The 18314-nt window shown below is 37.0% G+C and carries 13 protein-coding genes; 10 read left to right on the top strand and 3 right to left on the bottom strand.

The window, feature by feature from the left end:
- Positions 1 to 45 precede the first annotated feature (45 nt).
- From porU to C7D53_RS04365, 3 genes are all read left to right on the top strand, one after another.
- Positions 46 to 3942, top strand: coding sequence for a type IX secretion system sortase PorU (porU, locus tag C7D53_RS04375; protein WP_106915146.1), 3897 nt, complete (start codon positions 46 to 48; stop codon positions 3940 to 3942).
- 60 nt (positions 3943 to 4002) lie between these two features.
- Complete coding sequence (gene porV, locus C7D53_RS04370; protein ID WP_106915145.1) at positions 4003 to 5163, top strand: type IX secretion system outer membrane channel protein PorV; 1161 nt, start codon at positions 4003 to 4005, stop codon at positions 5161 to 5163.
- A gap of 209 nt (positions 5164 to 5372) precedes the next feature.
- On the top strand, positions 5373 to 7637 hold the full coding sequence (locus tag C7D53_RS04365; protein ID WP_106915144.1) for an FUSC family membrane protein: 2265 nt from the start codon (positions 5373 to 5375) through the stop codon (positions 7635 to 7637).
- Here the strand turns inward: C7D53_RS04365 and C7D53_RS04360 are convergent.
- Both C7D53_RS04360 and C7D53_RS04355 read right to left on the bottom strand, forming a co-directional pair.
- A complete protein-coding gene (locus C7D53_RS04360) occupies positions 7618 to 8232 on the bottom strand; it encodes a 4'-phosphopantetheinyl transferase family protein (protein WP_106915143.1) in 615 nt (204 codons plus the stop codon). The genes C7D53_RS04365 and C7D53_RS04360 overlap by 20 nt on opposite strands.
- A gap of 137 nt (positions 8233 to 8369) precedes the next feature.
- A complete protein-coding gene (locus tag C7D53_RS04355) occupies positions 8370 to 8888 on the bottom strand; it encodes a pyridoxamine 5'-phosphate oxidase family protein (protein WP_106915142.1) in 519 nt (172 codons plus the stop codon).
- Positions 8889 to 9053: 165 nt separating this feature from the next.
- Between C7D53_RS04355 and ahcY the strand changes: the two genes are divergently transcribed.
- The 4 genes from ahcY (at position 9054) to C7D53_RS04335 (ending at position 13630) form a co-directional block, all read left to right on the top strand.
- A complete protein-coding gene (ahcY, locus tag C7D53_RS04350) occupies positions 9054 to 10367 on the top strand; it encodes an adenosylhomocysteinase (protein ID WP_106915141.1) in 1314 nt (437 codons plus the stop codon).
- Between the two features lie 99 nt (positions 10368 to 10466).
- Entirely contained in the window at positions 10467 to 11267 is an 801-nt protein-coding gene (locus C7D53_RS04345) for a hypothetical protein (RefSeq protein WP_106915140.1), read from the top strand.
- Between the two features lie 246 nt (positions 11268 to 11513).
- Positions 11514 to 11906, top strand: coding sequence for an inner membrane protein YiaA (yiaA, locus tag C7D53_RS04340; protein WP_106915139.1), 393 nt, complete (start codon positions 11514 to 11516; stop codon positions 11904 to 11906).
- A gap of 152 nt (positions 11907 to 12058) precedes the next feature.
- Positions 12059 to 13630, top strand: coding sequence for a BspA family leucine-rich repeat surface protein (locus C7D53_RS04335; protein ID WP_106915138.1), 1572 nt, complete (start codon positions 12059 to 12061; stop codon positions 13628 to 13630).
- Positions 13631 to 13683: 53 nt separating this feature from the next.
- Here C7D53_RS04335 and purE read toward each other — a convergent pair whose 3' ends face one another.
- Positions 13684 to 14187, bottom strand: a complete 504-nt coding sequence (purE, locus tag C7D53_RS04330) for a 5-(carboxyamino)imidazole ribonucleotide mutase (protein WP_106915137.1) — start codon at positions 14185 to 14187, stop codon at positions 13684 to 13686.
- A 232-nt stretch (positions 14188 to 14419) separates the two neighbouring features.
- Here purE and C7D53_RS04325 point away from each other — a divergent pair, with 232 nt between their 5' ends.
- The 3 genes from C7D53_RS04325 (at position 14420) to C7D53_RS04315 (ending at position 18307) form a co-directional block, all read left to right on the top strand.
- Positions 14420 to 15328: a DMT family transporter gene (locus C7D53_RS04325; protein ID WP_106915136.1), complete on the top strand. Its 909-nt coding sequence runs from the start codon at positions 14420 to 14422 to the stop codon at positions 15326 to 15328.
- A gap of 285 nt (positions 15329 to 15613) precedes the next feature.
- Positions 15614 to 16177, top strand: coding sequence for a hypothetical protein (locus C7D53_RS04320; RefSeq protein ID WP_106915135.1), 564 nt, complete (start codon positions 15614 to 15616; stop codon positions 16175 to 16177).
- A gap of 6 nt (positions 16178 to 16183) precedes the next feature.
- Positions 16184 to 18307 carry a cation:proton antiporter gene (locus C7D53_RS04315; RefSeq protein WP_106915134.1) on the top strand — a complete coding sequence of 708 codons (2124 nt, stop codon included), beginning with the start codon at positions 16184 to 16186 and terminating at the stop codon, positions 18305 to 18307.
- Positions 18308 to 18314 lie beyond the last annotated feature (7 nt).

Genomic DNA, 18314 nt, shown 5'->3' with positions numbered 1-18314 from the left:
TAAATTTTTGATTTATTTTGTAATTTAGCAATTTCAATAATAAACATGAGACGAAAAATCACGCTTTTATCCTTAATCGCTTTTACATCAGCACTTTACGCTCAAAGAAACACCATAGAATGGAATGGTTCCAAAATTCAGGATTTTGGTGACACAAAAATAAATCTTCCAAATTTCAAAAATGAAGGTTTTTCTTTCAGCCAAAATAATGTTTTTATAGTAACTAAGCAAAAAATAGGAGAAAACCAGCTAAAGATTTCAGACTTTACCTGGGAGAGTGTTTCTAACCAGGATTTATTTGAATTAGACCGAAGCAGTCTTCCTGATCATGACATTGCAGACGTTGTTTATTATACATTAGATGGAGAAAGATATGCAAGTATTAATGTTGCTTTATTTAAAAATGTAAAAGGACGTATCCAGAGATTGTCTTCCTTTAATGTTTCAGAAGCTTCCACTCCCTTGAATACTTCAGGAGGCGTTTATAAGATAGGAACAACCGGCAATCCACTGTCTAGTGGTAACTTTTACAAAATAAAAGTTGATAAGTCCGGAGTCTTTAAAGTTACAGCACAATTTTTAAGAGATAACGGAATTAATCCCTCTTCTGTAAATCCAAAAAACATGAGAATTTACGGAAATGGTGGAAATATGCTTCCTGAGTTTAACCAAGACCCAAGATACAGTTCATTGCAAGAAAATGCAATTCAGGTAGTAGGTGAAGACGACGGAATATGGAATGACAGCGACTACGCTCTTTTCTATGCACAGGGTCCGGATGGATATAATCTTTATGATACTTCTAACGGAAACGGTATTAAGAGAAGGGAAACAAGATCTGACACCAGCAACAATTTGAAAAATATATATGATGATTTTTCATATTATTATATCAACTTTGATAAAGGTATGGGAAAAAGGGTTCAGGCTATTGACGGAACTCTCCCTCCCCAGCTTATTACAAGGTATGACAACTACCAGGTCATCAACAATGATCAGAAAAACCTTTTAAAAGTAGGAAGAACATGGGTAGAAGATTCTCCTTTCAGTTCTGAAAAGGTAATCACTCTTACTACCAATTCTCCTATTCAGCCCAATGACCTAATAAGATATAGAACGCGAGTAATAGGTTACAGATCTCAACAGAATTCTATTGAGATTAAGCTTAATGATCTTCCTCCGTTTTCTCAAACGGTTGCTACCGATACAAGCAGCTATCAGTATACTTTCTTCCCGATTCTTTATTCCGGAACAACCACCAATCTTACAGGAAACCAGATTACTTTTAAATACAATCCTAATATTGCTAAAAATCCTAACGGAACATTCTACCTTGATTATGTTGAAGTACAGTATAAGGAGAATCTGGCTTTTAATGGTTCTCAGATGAACTTCAGGGATTATTCTATTCTAAGCGGAAGCAACACAAACTATGGATTTAGTGTTTCCAACGCATCGGCTCTTGAGCAGGTATGGGATGTTACGGATATTACCAATGTAAACAGAAGGGTCAATAAAGCGGGAGCAGGATCTTTCAATTTCGGTTATATTGCTGCGGACCAGAACTTCAATAATGAGTTTGTGGCTTTTCGTGCGGATGCTGCCTTCACCCCACAGTTTGTAGGACGAATTTCTAATCAGAACCTTTCTTCATTGCAGGCCATAGACTATCTTATCCTTACTGTACCTGAAATGATGGGACAGGCACAAAGATTGGCCAATTATCACCAAACAAAAAATAACTATAAGGTAGAGATTGTAGATGTAAACAAGATCTATGAAGAGTTTGGGAATGGAAGCAAAGACCTTACTGCTATCAGAGATTTCGTAACCAAGCTGAATACTCCGGCCGGAAGACTTAAGTATGTATTTATTCTTGGGGATACCTCTTATGATTATAAAAACAGGGTTCCAAATAATACCAACGTTGTTACTTCTTATCAGAGTGAGCACTCTTCAGATTATATAGCCTCATTTGTTACGGATGACTATATTGTAATGACTCAGCCACAAACCACCTTATTTGTTGAACATAATTTACCGGATCTTCCTGTAGGCAGAATTCCGGCGGCCAATATTACGGAAGCAGGGAACATGATTGACAAAACCCTTGCTTATTATAACTCACTTCCGGGGCAATCCAGTCCTTTTGGAGAATGGCGTATGCGACTTGACTTCGTAGTGGATGACAACGGGGAAGGCGGAGGACCATTCCATAATGTAATGAACAATACATTATCCGGTCTTTTTGAACAACCAGGAGTGCAGACTCTTAAGGAATATAATGTCAAGAAATTATATCAGGATGCCTTTACTATTCAGAGTACATCAGGAGGCCCGAGGTATCCACAGGTAAATCAGGCTATCTCCAATAGTATAGGAAACAGTCTTTATCTGTTTTATTTCGGACATGGAGGAATTAACGGTTGGGCACAGGAAAGAGTATTAACCAGTACGGAGATCCAGAACTCTAATAACTTTTCTAATGTATACAGCAGATTCCCGCTTGTATCTACTATAACATGTGAGTTTACATTGTGGGATGAACCTGCAACAAATTCTGCAGGAGAGCAGTTCATGAAACTGAAGCAAGGAGGTCCGGCTTCAATGATTACTTCCAGCCGTGCTATTGGGGTAGATTATGGACGTGACTTTACAGATGTATTTACAAGAAATATATTCAAGTTAACCAGTGATGATTTTAATACTCTAGGGTATGCCCATTTAAATGCAAGAAAAGAAAAAGGAGCCAATGCCAACCACCTAAGGGTAAATTTCCTGGGTGACCCTGCCATGAAGCTAAGCAGACCTCAAAGACTACTAGCCATTGATAATATTGAAACTCCTGTTCCGGGATTAATCAGAGGATTAGACTTTGTAAAAATCAAGGGACACATCAACAACCCGAACGGAACCCTGAACAATACATTTAACGGTAGAGTTTCCATCAATATTTTTGATAAAAGATTAAATAAAAAGACCCTGAATAATAACGGGTCCTTGTCTCCTATTCTAGATTACACAGAAGAAGGAAGTGCTATTGTAAAGGCTTCTGGAATGGCTGTAAACGGTGTGTTTACTGCAGAATTCTATGTTCCAAAGGATATTAACTACGCAGTAGGAGAAGGAAGATTATTGGGATATGCAGATAATAAGGTAATGGATGTGTTCAATAACCAGTCTGTACAGGTAGGAGATATTAACCCTAACGGGGTAAATGACAATCAGCCGCCAAAAGTAAAGCTATACATGAATAACACCAACTTTGCAGATGGTGGAATCACGAACCAAAACCCAATGTTGCTAGCCTGTCTTACGGATGATACAGGAATCAATTCTACAGGATCAGGGATTGGACATGACATTACGGTATATCTGGATGGCCAAATTATCAATACGGTTATCTTAAATGATTTCTATGCCTCAGGGGAAGGAAACGGATGTTTAAATCCAAGCCTTGCCGACTATCAAAAAGGAAACGTAACCTACCCTTTCAGGAATCTGGCTATTGGACAACATCAATTGACATTTAAAGTTTGGGATATAAACAATAATTCTACAACTACTACGTTAAATTTTGAGGTTAAGGATGAGTCAGACCAACATCTGACAATAAACCGTCCACTAAACTGGCCAAATCCTTTTACCAATAAGACGTATATTCAGTTTGAACATAACTGTGATGATATCCTGGATGTGAATGTGCAAATCTACACAATCACCGGAAGATTGGTAAGAACTTTATCTCAACCGGTAGTAGCAGAACCGTTCCTACAGGGCTTTAGAACCCCTCGCCAAGCTATAGAATGGGACGGAAGAGATGATTTTGGGGCTACAGTTGCAAAAGGTACGTATATTTTTAAGATATTTGCAAAAAGTCAAAATCAAGAAAAATGCAAAGGAAGTGCTACAGCTGTAGAAAAAATGGTACTTTTGAAATAATTAATTAATACAATAGATAATAATATTAATAAAAAACTGATAATATATAAAAGACAACATATGAATTTAACTACTAAACTGCTTTTAGGATTTGGGTTAAGTGCTGGTTTTCTAGGCTATTCGCAAGATTTAGGTAAAATAAACCCTGTACTAACCGGAGCTCCTTTCCTAAGAATTGCACCAGACGCAAGATCAGGAGGTATGGGAGATCAAGGGGTAGTAACCTCGCCTGATGCATTCTCACAATTCTGGAATGCAGCTAAATACCCTTTTAGCAGAACAAGTTCTTCCGTAGGTCTATCCTATACACCATATATGGGCAAGCTTACCAATGATGTATTCTTATTATATGGTGCATTCCATAAATTCCTGGGACAGGATGAAAGATCTACCATCTCTGCAAGTATTTATTATTTCAATATGGGACAGGTAGACCTGACTCAGTTGGTAGGAACAGATGTTGCCTCAATGGGAGTATCTAAGCCTAATGAATTCTCTATTGATGTTGCTTACGGTCTAAAACTTTCTGACTCCTACTCAATGGCTGTAACAGGTAGATTTATCCGTTCAGACTTAGCCGGAGGATTCAATACAGATACTACACTTAAAGCAGCAAACTCATTTGCTGTAGATATTTCAGGATACTATACTTCCGAGAGATTCTCAAGTTTCGGAGGATATGATGGTAAACTGAATGCAGGTTTTGCCGTACAGAACCTAGGTCCTAAACTGGATTATACAGGAAACGAAGAGTCCAGATCTTATCTTCCTACCATGGCAAGATTAGGGGTTGGATATGATATGTATATGGATGATCTTAACAGAATAGGAATTAGCTTCGAAGGATCAAAGCTTTTGGTTCCAGGATCAGAATATGTAGGCATGGGCCCGGATAGACAGCCTAGATATGAAATTCCAAACGTAGGTCCAATGGCCGGTATCGGAAAATCTTTCAAGAACAAAAACAGCATCATGTATAGTGGAGCTTTGGAATATTCATATGACAATGCTTTCTCTGTAAGAGGGGGTTATTTCCATGAAAGTGAAGAGCAGGGAGCAAGACAGTTTGCAACTGCCGGTCTTGGATTGAAGTACCGTTCTTTCGGACTGGATCTTTCCTACCTGATCAATATGTCAAAAGTAAACAGTGCTTTGGATAACACACTTCGTTTCGGGCTTACCTGGAACATTGGAGATGAAACATCCAACAACGATCGTTAAGAACTGAAACAACTATATAAAAAAGCCTCATCAATATGTATGAGGCTTTTTTTATGATTAGCGCTCTACACCCGTCAATCCTGAATGGTCAATTCATTTTGCTTATTAATTTCTGAAAGACTACCATTATTAAAAAAATATAATATTTAAGTTTATAAAAGTCTCTTCTTTATGGCTATTTTGTTAAATTCAATAGCTATTTTTGTAGTATGAACTATTCGGCAGAGCTAAAAAAATTTGTAACCAGTCAGTACTTGTATTCTGCTATCAGAATTACATTAGCCACTGTTCTGCCTTGCTTGGTTCTTGCCCACTTTGGAATTTTAAAAGAATATTTCCTCTTCCCTCTTGGAACCAGCTTTGTAGCACTTACCGATCAACCCGGACCTTTTATCAGAAGAAGAAATGCACTCGCCTTTGCAATCTGCTGTTTTGTATTTGTTGCATTGATTGCAAGTCTGGTAATGAATTTTAAGCTGCTGGTTCTCCTTGAAATTGTTGTATTCGGTATGTTTTTTTCCCTGATTGGAGTGTATGGCCAGCGTTTGGCTGCTGTAGGTTCCTTATCACTTGTTGTACTGGCGATCTTTATTGATGGGCACCTTACAGGAAGTGACATTTTTAAAAGCTTACTGATCTTTGCCTGCGGATGTATTTGGTTTTTGCTGATATTCCTTATCGTAACCACCATTCGTCCTTATAAGCTGGCCAGTCAGATGATTGGAGAAAACTATCTTCAGCTGGCTGAATTTTTGAAGATAAAAGCCAGTTATTATCAAAAAAATCCTGACTTCAACAAGCTTACGACTCAGGTTATTGCAAAGCAGATTGAAATAAAAAACCTTCAGGAAGAAACCAGAGAAACCGTTTTCAAAACAAGAACCATCGTTAATGAATCTACAACAACCAGCCGTTTGTTGATGCTGATGTTTCTGAATTCTATGGACCTTCATGAGAAGCTGATGACCTCTGAAAGTGATTACCAAAAGCTACAGCAAAGCTTTGAGGACAGTATGATCCTTGTCAATATTCACGATTATCTGAATCTTCTGGCTGAAGAAATAACCAATATTGGAATTGCACTCCAAAGCGGAACAAGAGCAAAACCAATGTTTGACCTTGAACTTGAACTAAAGAATCTTAATTATAATTACTTCGAACTCAGAAATAAGCAGCTGTCCTCAGACAGTCTGGAAAACTTCATGGTTCTGCGTCAAATCCTGATGCGCATCAATGAAATTACAAAAGAGATTAATGAAATTTATAAAGTATTCTCCCAAAACGTAAAGCTGGCAAAAAGTTTATCCACCGGATTAGACCTTAAAAAGTTTATGCCTAATGAACCTAAGCTTAACTCTAAGGTTCTCAGAAATAATATTTCATTATCTTCTTCTCAATTTCGCCATGCAATAAGAATTACAACAGCCCTGTTACTGGGTTATATTTTCTCCATGTTTGATTTTCTGGGACTGGGACACACGTATTGGATATTAATTACCATTACGGCCATCCTGAAACCCGCCTACTCCATTACCAAGCAAAGAAACCTGCTTCGTCTCTATGGAACGGTTACCGGAGCTACAATTGCCTATATTATTCTGCATTTTATACATATCAACGGAGTATTGTTTGCCATTCTGCTTATCAGTATGATTATGTGCTTCAGTTTCTTGAAAGGACGCTACTTTTGGGCGGTATTATTCATGACGATCTATGTTTTCCTAAGTTTTAACTTCTTAAATCCTGGGAAAGTAAACATTATCTTCAAGGACAGGGTTTTTGATACTGCCATTGCCGGAATTATTGCCTTTGCAGTTTCTTATATTGTGTTGCCTGTTTGGGAGCATACCCAAAACCTTGATCTGATGAAAAAATCTGCTGCAGATAACCTCATCTATTTTCAAAGTGTAATTTCTAAGTTCCTAAAGGGAGATTTTGATATTGAAGATTATAAAGTAAAACGAAAAAATGCAATCATTTCCCTGGCCAATCTTTCTGACAACTTCCAGAGAATGATTTCTGATCCTAAAAATCAGCAGAAAAAACTGGAAGTCGTTCATCAGTTTGTAGCAACATCACACCTTGTTACGGCTTACACTGCATCTCTGTCTCAATACTCCAAAAACAACGAACAATATCCGGAGATAGATGCCGAGAGCTGGAGTAGAAAAATAGAAGCAGAAATGCAACAGACGTCAACTCTTTTAAACGGAGATGATGTGAATGAAGCTCTTAAGATGGAAAGCCGCCTTGAGCCGGAAGATTCTTCCATTGAAGATATGCTTATGAAAAGGAAAACCGAGATTGAGGAAAACGAAATTGTGGACAGAAGAGATCCCGACAAAATTTCCCATCTGACGGAACTTAAAAATATTCACGATATTCTGGAATTGATCTATGACGTTGCCAAAGAACAGAGAAAGGTTATCGAAAAATACAGAAGTGAAAAGCATGCTACTCCTCCACAATCGTAAAGCAATAGTCATCAAAAAATTCAACTCTGGCTTTAAATTCATCTGAGAACTGCTCATCATATACCCTGCAGCTTATTTTATGAAGATGCTTCAGCTCAAATGGCTTTACTTCATAGTTTTTCTTTAGGGACCAATATTTAGAATGATGAATTTTGTACATGCTTTCCTTTACACTCCAGATAATGGTGTAAAAAGTATCCGCTTTATCCTCCGGAATGAAACCCCGTTCATTTTCATACGTAAATTTATCAATCACCCTTAAAATCTTAGGATTGAATTTTTCTACGTCTATTCCTATCTTATTATTAGAGATCGCAATGGCTGCAAAAGGAAAGGAATGGGTAATGGAAATTTCCGCGTCATTGGGAGAAAGAAAAGGCTCTCTTTCTTTATATAAGATCTTGGAGTGAGGCTTTAAGCCTTTTAAAAGTTTACGCACCATCAATACCTCCAGTAATTTTTTAGGATGATAATCTTTTACTTTTTCGGCATTCTCCGGCTCCAGAAGTTCATTGATATCAAGTTCTTCGCTCTCATCATACTTCCAAACAAGGATTGTGGCATTATCATCAGAAAAATCTCGGTAAAGGGGCATCGTTTTTTTATTCGATAAAAATAGTGAAAAGATGTGGAAAGAGAAAATGGATGAAAGAAGAGAAGATAAGAGCAGGAAGATGGAAGTTATAATCAGCCATAGATAACACAACACCTAAATTCCTGCCCTTATTTTTTTTATTTAGACTGATGATTTACATCATTTCTATGTTCAATGATTTCAAGATTTGAATCCACAAAATAAGCGCTTCCAAATCCGTTTACATAAGAACCTTTTACCGGTTGTAAAGCAATCAGGATAAAATCTCCCATTTCAGAAATAACGTCTACTACTTTTCCGTGGGTTGCTTTAAGTTTCGCAATAACATTATTCCATGTCTCTGAATCTCTTTCTACCTGAGAAGTGGTTGCTTCAAGTGTAAGACGTTCACGGGCATAGATCTGCTTTGTGGCAGATTCATCTTCAATAAACATCACAGAGGTTTTTCTTCCTTCTGAAAGGTTTTTTGTATGCCTTGCCATAAAAGAAACCAGGATATAAAATGTATGTTCTACCTGTACAAATGGTGCATAGCTGGAATTGGGATTTCCTTCTGCATCTACAGTAGCCAGAATTACACTTTTTGTATTGGCTATCAATTCTTTTACTTTTGGAGCAACAGGTTTTGTTTTTTTCTCTGTATTGGTATGGTTCATAAGATATTATTTATCAGATAAAAGTAGTTATTTAGATTAAGACTAAATAATTTTAAGTCATGTTTAATCTCATGAAACTGAAATTCATCTGTCGTTTTTTTATCTTAATTATAAATTGTAATTTTGCCTTTCATTATCAACTGAATTTAAAATTATTCATTACATATGAGTACTACAACACAATACGTTCCTTATAAAGTTAAGGATATCTCCCTTGCAGAATGGGGAAGAAAAGAAATTACCCTTGCAGAAGCAGAAATGCCAGGTTTGATGTCTATCCGTGAAGAATACGGACCATCTCAACCGCTTAAAGGAGCAAGAATTGCCGGATGTCTTCACATGACTATCCAAACGGCTGTGCTTATCGAGACATTGGTAGCTTTAGGAGCTGAAGTTACTTGGTCATCTTGTAATATTTTCTCTACACAGGACCACGCTGCTGCTGCTATTGCTGCTGCAGGAATTCCGGTTTATGCTTGGAAAGGATTAAATGAAGAGGAGTTTGACTGGTGTATTGAGCAGACTTTATTCTTTGGTGAAGACAGAAAGCCATTAAACATGATCTTGGATGATGGTGGAGATTTAACAAACATGGTTTTTGATAAATACCCTGAATTTACAAAAGATATCAAAGGTCTTTCTGAAGAAACGACTACCGGAGTTCACAGACTTTACGAAAGAATGAAGAACGGAACTTTAGTAATGCCAGCTATCAACGTAAACGACTCTGTAACTAAATCTAAATTCGACAACAAATACGGATGTAAGGAATCTGCAGTGGATGCTGTAAGAAGAGCTACTGACGTAATGTTGGCAGGAAAAAGAGTGGTAGTTTGCGGATACGGAGACGTAGGTAAAGGTACTGCTGCTTCTTTCAGAGGTGCTGGTTCTATTGTCACAGTTACTGAAATTGACCCAATCTGTGCGCTTCAGGCTGCAATGGACGGTTATGAAGTAAAAAGATTAGATACTGTGGTAGACAATGCTGATATCATCATTACTACAACGGGTAACTTCAACATTGTAAGAGGAGAGCACTTCCTTAAAATGAAAGACAAGGCTATTGTTTGTAACATCGGTCACTTCGACAATGAAATCGATATGGCTTGGTTAAACCAAAACTACGGTCAGACTAAATCTGAAGTGAAGCCTCAGGTGGACATCTATACAATTGAAGGAAAAGAAGTAATCATCCTTGCTGAAGGAAGACTAGTAAACCTGGGATGTGCAACAGGACACCCAAGCTTCGTAATGTCTAACTCTTTCTCTAACCAGACTTTGGCACAGATCGAGCTTTGGAACAACTCTGCAGCTTACGGAAACGAAGTGTATATGCTACCTAAACATTTAGATGAAAAAGTAGCTGCTTTACACCTTAAGAAATTAAGCGTAGAGCTTGAAACTCTTTCTACTGAACAAGCTGAATATATCGGAGTAGACGTAAAAGGGCCATTCAAGCCTGAGTACTACAGATACTAAGATTTACTTAAAATATGATATTATCCCACTACCTTGAAATAGTGGGATTTTTTTATGTTCAAACCTACTGGTATTCCTTATTTTTGAAACAAAAATAACATGAAGAATTACTTATTTCTGGGGTTGGCCGGTGCTACTCTATTTTTTAACAGCTGTAGTAGCAGTAATGATGATAATGATGCAGGCGGAACTACAGAAAAATTATTATTAAGTAAGGTGACCACAGTTTATTATGACAATCCATCCAAACCTGAAACTTCCGTAGCAACATTGAGTTATAACAGTCAGGGGCAATTAATCAAAACTATATCAGAAGGCAGAGCTTCGGTTTTTGAATATGACAGTGCCGGAAAACCTTCAAAAACCACTTATTTTAGAGAAGATGGTACTTTAGATTATTATTCAGATTATATTTATAATGGAGATCAGCTGACTACGGTTAAAGCAATCTACGCTAACCCTTATAACAACAGAACGATAACCTATACTTATAATACCAACGGGCAGGTGACCTCTACCTCTCTTTGCCAATCACCGACCTGCTCCGATCCGATTGTTGATACTTATGTATATAATGGAAACAATATTTCATCAGAAATTTCAACGGGTGGAGGATCTGATTCTAGCACTAAAATTGTTTACTCTTATGATGATAAACAGAACCCCTATACCAATCTAAACAAATATCTAAAAACTACAATGGCAGGAGCTCATGTTATAAGCAAAAACAATTATCTGAATGAAAAGATAAGCCGCAAAACTACTGGTAACTGGATAGAAGGTCAAAACAGAACATCTACCATACAATACAACAGCGCAGGTTTCCCCGTACAGGTGATCTCAAAAGAAGCCAACGGAAGCCTTTCCGCTCAATATAATTACGAATATATTATCCAATAATAAACAAGCTCTCCATTCTTGGGGAGTTTTTATTTTATATAAGCTAATCCCGCTATCCGTTCATACTCCTCACACCTTGCTTTCCCTATCCTAATCCATCAAATTCCTTGCTTTTGCTGTGGAGTATCCACTTCTATCGGGGCTAAAATTTTTGTCTATGTCCCGTATTTTTCCCATATTTTCTCATAACCATACCGATGTTTGCAAAAAATGAATATATTTAGCCTTTAAACAAAACATTAATTCATGAAAAAACAAAGAGTATCGAATGCATTTGTCGCTGCATCCTGGATTGCATTGGGAGCCGGAATGGTTGGTTATATTGTAGGTCTTGTAAGGGCTGAAATGCTGCTGAATGAGAAAGGCTACTATTTCACCATCCTATTATACGGTTTATTTGCAGTAGTATCCTTACAAAAAGCGGTACGTGATAAATTAGAAAACATTCAGGTAACTGATATTTACTATGGGATCTGCTGGTTTGCAACATTATCTTCCATCATACTACTGGCCATCGGACTTTGGAATGCTACCATACTACCAAGTGAGAAAGGGTTTTATGCCTTCGCATTTCTGCTTGCTCTTTTTGGGGCCATCGCCGTCCAGAAAAATACAAGGGACAATATGCTTCAAGAATAATAAAAAGCTCTCCGAATCCGGAGAGTTTTTATTTTATAAAATCCACAATCATTTTATGGAAAATAGATATAAAAATCTAATATTATCATTTTTAGATTTATAATTTGCCTTGTTTTTCAATTATTTATATATTTATTTCACAAAATATAGATATGTATAAAAAACTTTTACCATTTATTATTTTCTTCATCACATTCCAGATAACCAAGGCCCAGAACGAATTCATTACCATCTGGAAACCCAACAATACCTCGCAATTACCATTAAGCAATCCGCAATTTCCAACTGCACTTGGTGAAAATCAGATATGGTTTCCGGGAATTGGAGATAATTATTTGATAAACTGGGAAGAAATTGGCTATCCTCAGCACAACGGTACAATGCCCAATGTAACTTCTACGGCATCTGTATTAATAGATTTTGGAACATCCCTGAATCCCAACGCCACGGAGGCAACTTACAGAGTTAAAGTATCCAATGGAAATGGAGTTTTTAAGCAAATAAAATTTTCTGATGATACGTTTTTAACCACTCAGTATTTCGACTCTCCTACCATGAAAGCAATAGGAAGTGCAGACAAAATCATAGAAGTAGAACAATGGGGAAATATCCAATGGACTACCATGAAAAGTGCATTTTCACAATGTGGTCAGCTTACTGTAACAGCAACAGATTCTCCCGATTTGTCAAATGTTACAGATGTCACCTTAATGTTTTACAACGCATTTTCTTTACAGTCCAACACTTCAATGGAAAACTGGGATACCTCTCACATTAAGATTTTTAAATATATGTTTGCCTATTCAAACAATACTTTTTTATTTACAGACAATTTCAATCCCAATATTGGTTTATGGGATACGTCAGCAGCAGAAGACATCAGCTATATGTTTATGAAAAGAAAGGCCTTTAATCAGGATCTGAATGGCTGGGATACTTCTAAGGTTACCACAATGGCTTACACCTTTGCAGAATGTAACCTTTTCAACCAGCCACTTGATCAATGGGATACTTCTCAGGTTAAGAATATGGCTTTTATGTTTCACCTCATTCCCAATTTCAACCAATCTTTAAAATCCTGGAACACTTCTAATGTAACGGATATGAGCCACATGTTCCATTTTGCCGCAGAATTTAACCAACCTCTGGATCTATGGGATGTAAGCAAGGTTACAGACATGAACACCATGTTTTCAGAAGCTTCTAAATTCAATCAGACACTAAAGACCTGGAACCTGAATTCATTAATAAGTGCAAACGGAATGATAAGAGGTACTGGAATAGATTGTTTCAATTACAGTACTACTCTATATGGATGGGCACATAATCTCAATACACCCAATAATATCAACCTTTTTAGCGTAGCCCCGCTTACTTACTCCGGAGATACTTATACCGTAAATGCAAGAAATACACTACTCAACATCAAAAACTGGATTTTCACCGGAGATACCGCTGTTGAATGTGATCGTTTAGGAACCCATGAAAGTTCATTAGACCAGCATCAGCCCTCTATTTTCCCTAATCCTGTGGATGATGTTATTCAATTCAAAAATTTATCTAATATGAAAAGTTATAGTATTCTTGATGCAAGTGGCAGAATTATTCTTAGGGAAAACCTATCGAAAGATTTTATCAATGTACAGTCTTTAGCAAAGGGCAACTATATTATTCAGATAAGTACAAAAGATAAAAACTACAATTTTAAATTCATCAAAAAATAAAAATAAGAAAGCCTCACCGTAACCAGTGAGGCTTTTATTTTTAAGCTTTACAACTATTTGTCGAAATAATTAGGATGCTGGTTTTTAATATCATCTACCGTTCCCAGTACTTTATCTTTTAAAGAATCCTGGTACTTTTGAAGTTTTCCGGCCACTTCTTCATTACCACTTCCTATAATCTTAGCAGCCAAAATTCCTGCATTCAATGCTCCGTTCAAAGCCACTGTTGCCACAGGAATTCCCCCAGGCATCTGAAGAATTGATAGTACAGAATCCCATCCGTCAATAGAATTACTGGACAAAATGGGCACCCCGATTACCGGAAGTGTTGTACAGCTTGCCACCATTCCCGGAAGATGTGCCGCTCCTCCTGCTCCGGCAACAATTACCTTTAAGCCTCTTTCATGAGCTGTCTTTGCATAATCGAACATTCTTTCTGGTGTTCTGTGTGCTGAAACTACAGTCAATTCATATGGGATATCCAGACTTTTCAGGAAGTTTGCAGCCTGTTCCATAATTGGCAGATCACTCTGACTGCCCATAATAATTCCTACCATCTTCAATTTTATTAGATGTTCAAAGATAAAAAATTTAAACCTGTCCCTAAAATTTAGTCTAAAAGTTTAAAATATAAATCAAAATAAAATAACAGATTCAAATAATCAATTGACACATTTAGTAACGAGATATAAATTCATAATTTGAATCTGTACCTGTAAAAATTAAAGCAACTGCATCCTTTTTATTTATTTTAAAACAGGTAAATTTGCCCATTACACCACGATTTCCTTGAAAGATTATAAACTTATTTTTGCCGTTCTTACTGTTGCCATTGTCTGGGGAACTACATTTTTAGCCATCCGTATTGCCGTAGAAACTATCCCTGCATGGTTTGTTGCCGGAATTCGTCAGCTTTTTGCATCTGTCATCATGCTGTTCGTTCTTCTTTCAAGAAATGAATTCAAATGGATTGGCTGGAAAAATCTAAAATATCAGATCATTTTTTCTTCCCTTATGCTTATTATAGCCAACGGAATGGTTACGGTAGCCGAAGAAAGTGTAACCAGCAGCCTGGCTTCACTCATCAGTGCTTGTGCTCCTATTTTAGTTTTTCTCGGGAGTCTTGCCATTGGTTTACAAAAATTCAGTCTTCGTGCCCTGGTTGGTGTCCTGATATGCTTTAGCGGTGTGCTTTTTGTTTTTTGGGACGGACTTAAAGATCTGGCTAATCCTGATTACAGAACAGGAATGCTTTTTCTTTTTTGTGCTATTTCGGGTTGGGCGTCCGGAACAATCTTCACCAAAAAATTAAATATTCAGAGCGGTAATATCACTCTTAATTTATTTTATCAATTTTTGTTCGCGGGAGTTGTTCAGGTTATTTTTGCGTTTCTGTTTTCAGAAAATTATAATTTCGGAAACTGGACACTGAAAAGCATCTCTGCAATGCTGTATCTTTCTATTTTTGGTTCTGTAGCAGCTTTTTTTGCATTCCATTATGCCTTAACAAAGATCTCTCCGGTACAGGTTTCTATCCTTGCTTACATTAATACCATTATTGCCATATTTTTGGGTTGGCTGATTATGGATGAACCTATCTCTGTCAAGTTTATTTTGGCAGCAGCCTTGATTATTTGTGGAGTATTTATCATCAATTACAAACCTGAAATGTTTAAAAAGCAGAAAGCAGTACAATAAAAAGATTCTTTATTGTAAGTAAAGATATAACGCGTATGTTTTTTAAGTAATAAGCTTGATGACTATAAAGAACAAAAATCTAAGATTTTCAACTCGTTTCCATTTCTAGTTTGGGATTATTTTGGTCTTATTATGAGGTTTAAAAATTAAAAATTCGATGGCTATTATCTTCTGGAATTTCTGCCTTACCAAGGTGAGAGATCATGAATCGGACAACCGGTTTACGCATTTGTAATTTGTCTCACCGTCATTTTTTTCCTATATTGTATACTCAACCTACACGATATGCTAAAAAACACATTTTTCATCTTTCTTACAAGTTCCTTTCTTTTGGTAAGCTGTGATTACAAAGAAAAGGAGAAGAATCTGACAGACAGAGAGAAACAATTATTGGAGAAAGAAAAGATATTTGCTAAAAAAGAATCCGAGTACCAGTCACTCCTGAAAATGAGAGACAGTATCTTCACAAAAAAGGATTCGGTGAAAGTTGCGGTTTGGCCAACAGAAATTTCCGGAGCCTGGAATGGAAAGGTAATCTGTACAGAATCTAATTGCAGTGATTATGCAATAGGTGATCAACGGACAGACCTTTGGGAATTCGATAATGATTCTACCCAGCCCATCACCAAAATTATCAACAATAACAATCTGGTAAGGTTATACTCCGGAAAGTTTGAAAATAATGAGATCAAACTTTCTTTCAAGACCGATTCTACAGCCAAAAAAAATGTAGAAATGAATGTTCTTCTTAATGATATTTCCGACAACAAGATCAAGGGGACCAGAACGGTTACCACTGATGGCTGTACGGCCAAGTTCTCTGTTGAATTAGTACGTTCCACAAAATAAACACCTATGATTTTACTGAGTATACATAATCTGAGTCTTCCTATCGAAGATCCGGTACTAAAGTTCCTGTTGGTACTGATTATCATCCTTGCTGCTCCCCTATTACTAAATAAAATTAAAGTTCCGCATCTGCTGGGACTTATTATTGCCGGAGCCATTATTGGTCCCAATGGTTTTAATGTATTATCCAGAGACAGCAGTATTGTAGTTACCGGAACCACGGGACTTCTTTATATCATGTTTCTGGCCGGACTGGAGATTGATATGGGTGATTTTAAAAAGAATAAATGGAAAAGTCTCACCTTTGGTATATATACCTTTATAGTCCCTTTTGTACTGGGATATTTAGGCGGGTATTATCTTCTTCATTTCTCTATGCTGACTTCTATATTATTTGCCAGCCTTTTTTCATCCCATACCCTTATTGCTTATCCATTGGTGAGTAAGTTGGGAATTGCAAAAAATAAAGCAGTAAATATTACGGTTGGAGGAACCATGATTACAGATATTCTTGCCTTATTGGTGCTTGCCATCATTGTAGGAATGTCTCAGGGAGATGTAGGAACAGAATTTTGGGTTAAGCTCTCTGTTTCCTTTATTGTCTTTGCACTGATTGTCTTGATTGTTTTTCCTATTATAGGGCGTTGGTTTTTCAAAAGGGTTGATGACAAGATTTCACAATATATTTTTGTATTGGTGATGATTTATCTTGCAGCCATGCTTGCCGAACTGGCAGGTGTAGAAGCCATCATCGGAGCATTCTTTGCAGGATTGGCTTTAAACAGGCTTATTCCTCATACTTCTTCTCTGATGAACAGGGTAGAATTTGTAGGAAATGCTATTTTTATTCCGTTCTTTCTGATCAGCGTAGGAATGCTGATTGATTTTAAGGTATTCTTTAAAAGCTGGGAAACTCTTGAGGTAGCCGGAATTATGCTTGTAGCTTCCATTGGAGGAAAATATATTTCTGCAATGGCTACCCAAAAGACCTTCAGACTAACCAAAGAAGAAGGAAAACTAATCTTCGGATTAAGCTCTGCTTCTGCTGCTGCCACACTGGCTTCCGTAATGGTAGGTTATAATATTATTCTTTCTGAAACTGAAACAGGAGAACCTGTAAGATTATTGAATGAACACGTTCTGAACGGAAGTATTTTACTGATTCTTATTTCATGTACCATCTCCTCCTTTATTTCAATGGCCAGCGCTCAAAAAATTGCAGAGGCCGATAATGAAGATACTGTTTCCGGAAACAGCCACGAGGAAGAAAACATCCTTTTGGCCATCAATCATGAGGAAACAATTGAAAGAATGGTCAATTTAGGAATTCTGATAAAAGCCCATTCCAATACGGAGGATTTATTTGCTTTAAATGTCATTAATGAAGATAAAAACGAGTCATCCGTTAAAAACGCAGAGAAACTTCTTCACCAGGCAACGGATGCCGCGGCTGCAGCTGATGTAAAACTACAGGCTCTTAAAAGATATGATAATGACGTCATCAACGGGGTAAATAATGTCATAAAAGAACAAAATATCACAGATCTTATTATTGGTCTGGAAGATGAAAAAGGATTCTCTCCTTCTTTCATTTATAATCTGTACAACGGCTATCTTCAGAATGATGATGTAAATGTATTGGTATACCATGCTGCCCAGCCTCTTTCTACCATTAAAAGGTACGCTGTAATGATTCCTGAGAACGCACATAAGGAAGCAGGATTCTTCCATGCGCTTTTAAGGGTTTGGAACATTGCCCGAAATTCCGGAGCGACGGTAGTTTTTTATGCGCCTGAAAACATTTTGGACATCCTCCAAAAGATCATTAAAAAAGCAAATATAGAAGCGGAATTTATCATTATGAATACTTGGCAGGATGGTGAAAGAACTGCTGCCCAGCTGAAAGATGATGAAGCTTTGATTATTTTCATGGCAAAACGAGGGATGCAGTCCTATATTCCACGAATGAGACTTATTCCTGAATTATTGAACAGAAACCTGAACGATAATAATTACCTTCTGATTTTCCCATTCTCGGAATATGACAAAAATAGTCCCGAAATACGATCTGTAGGAAACCACGGAGATTTTGTGGAAATTGGAAACGTGATTCAGAAAATTTTCAAATAATAACCGG

This window comes from Chryseobacterium aurantiacum, from assembly GCF_003020585.1.
Lineage (GTDB): Bacteria > Bacteroidota > Bacteroidia > Flavobacteriales > Weeksellaceae > Chryseobacterium > Chryseobacterium aurantiacum.
This window is presented reverse-complemented; position numbering and strand designations above follow the sequence as displayed.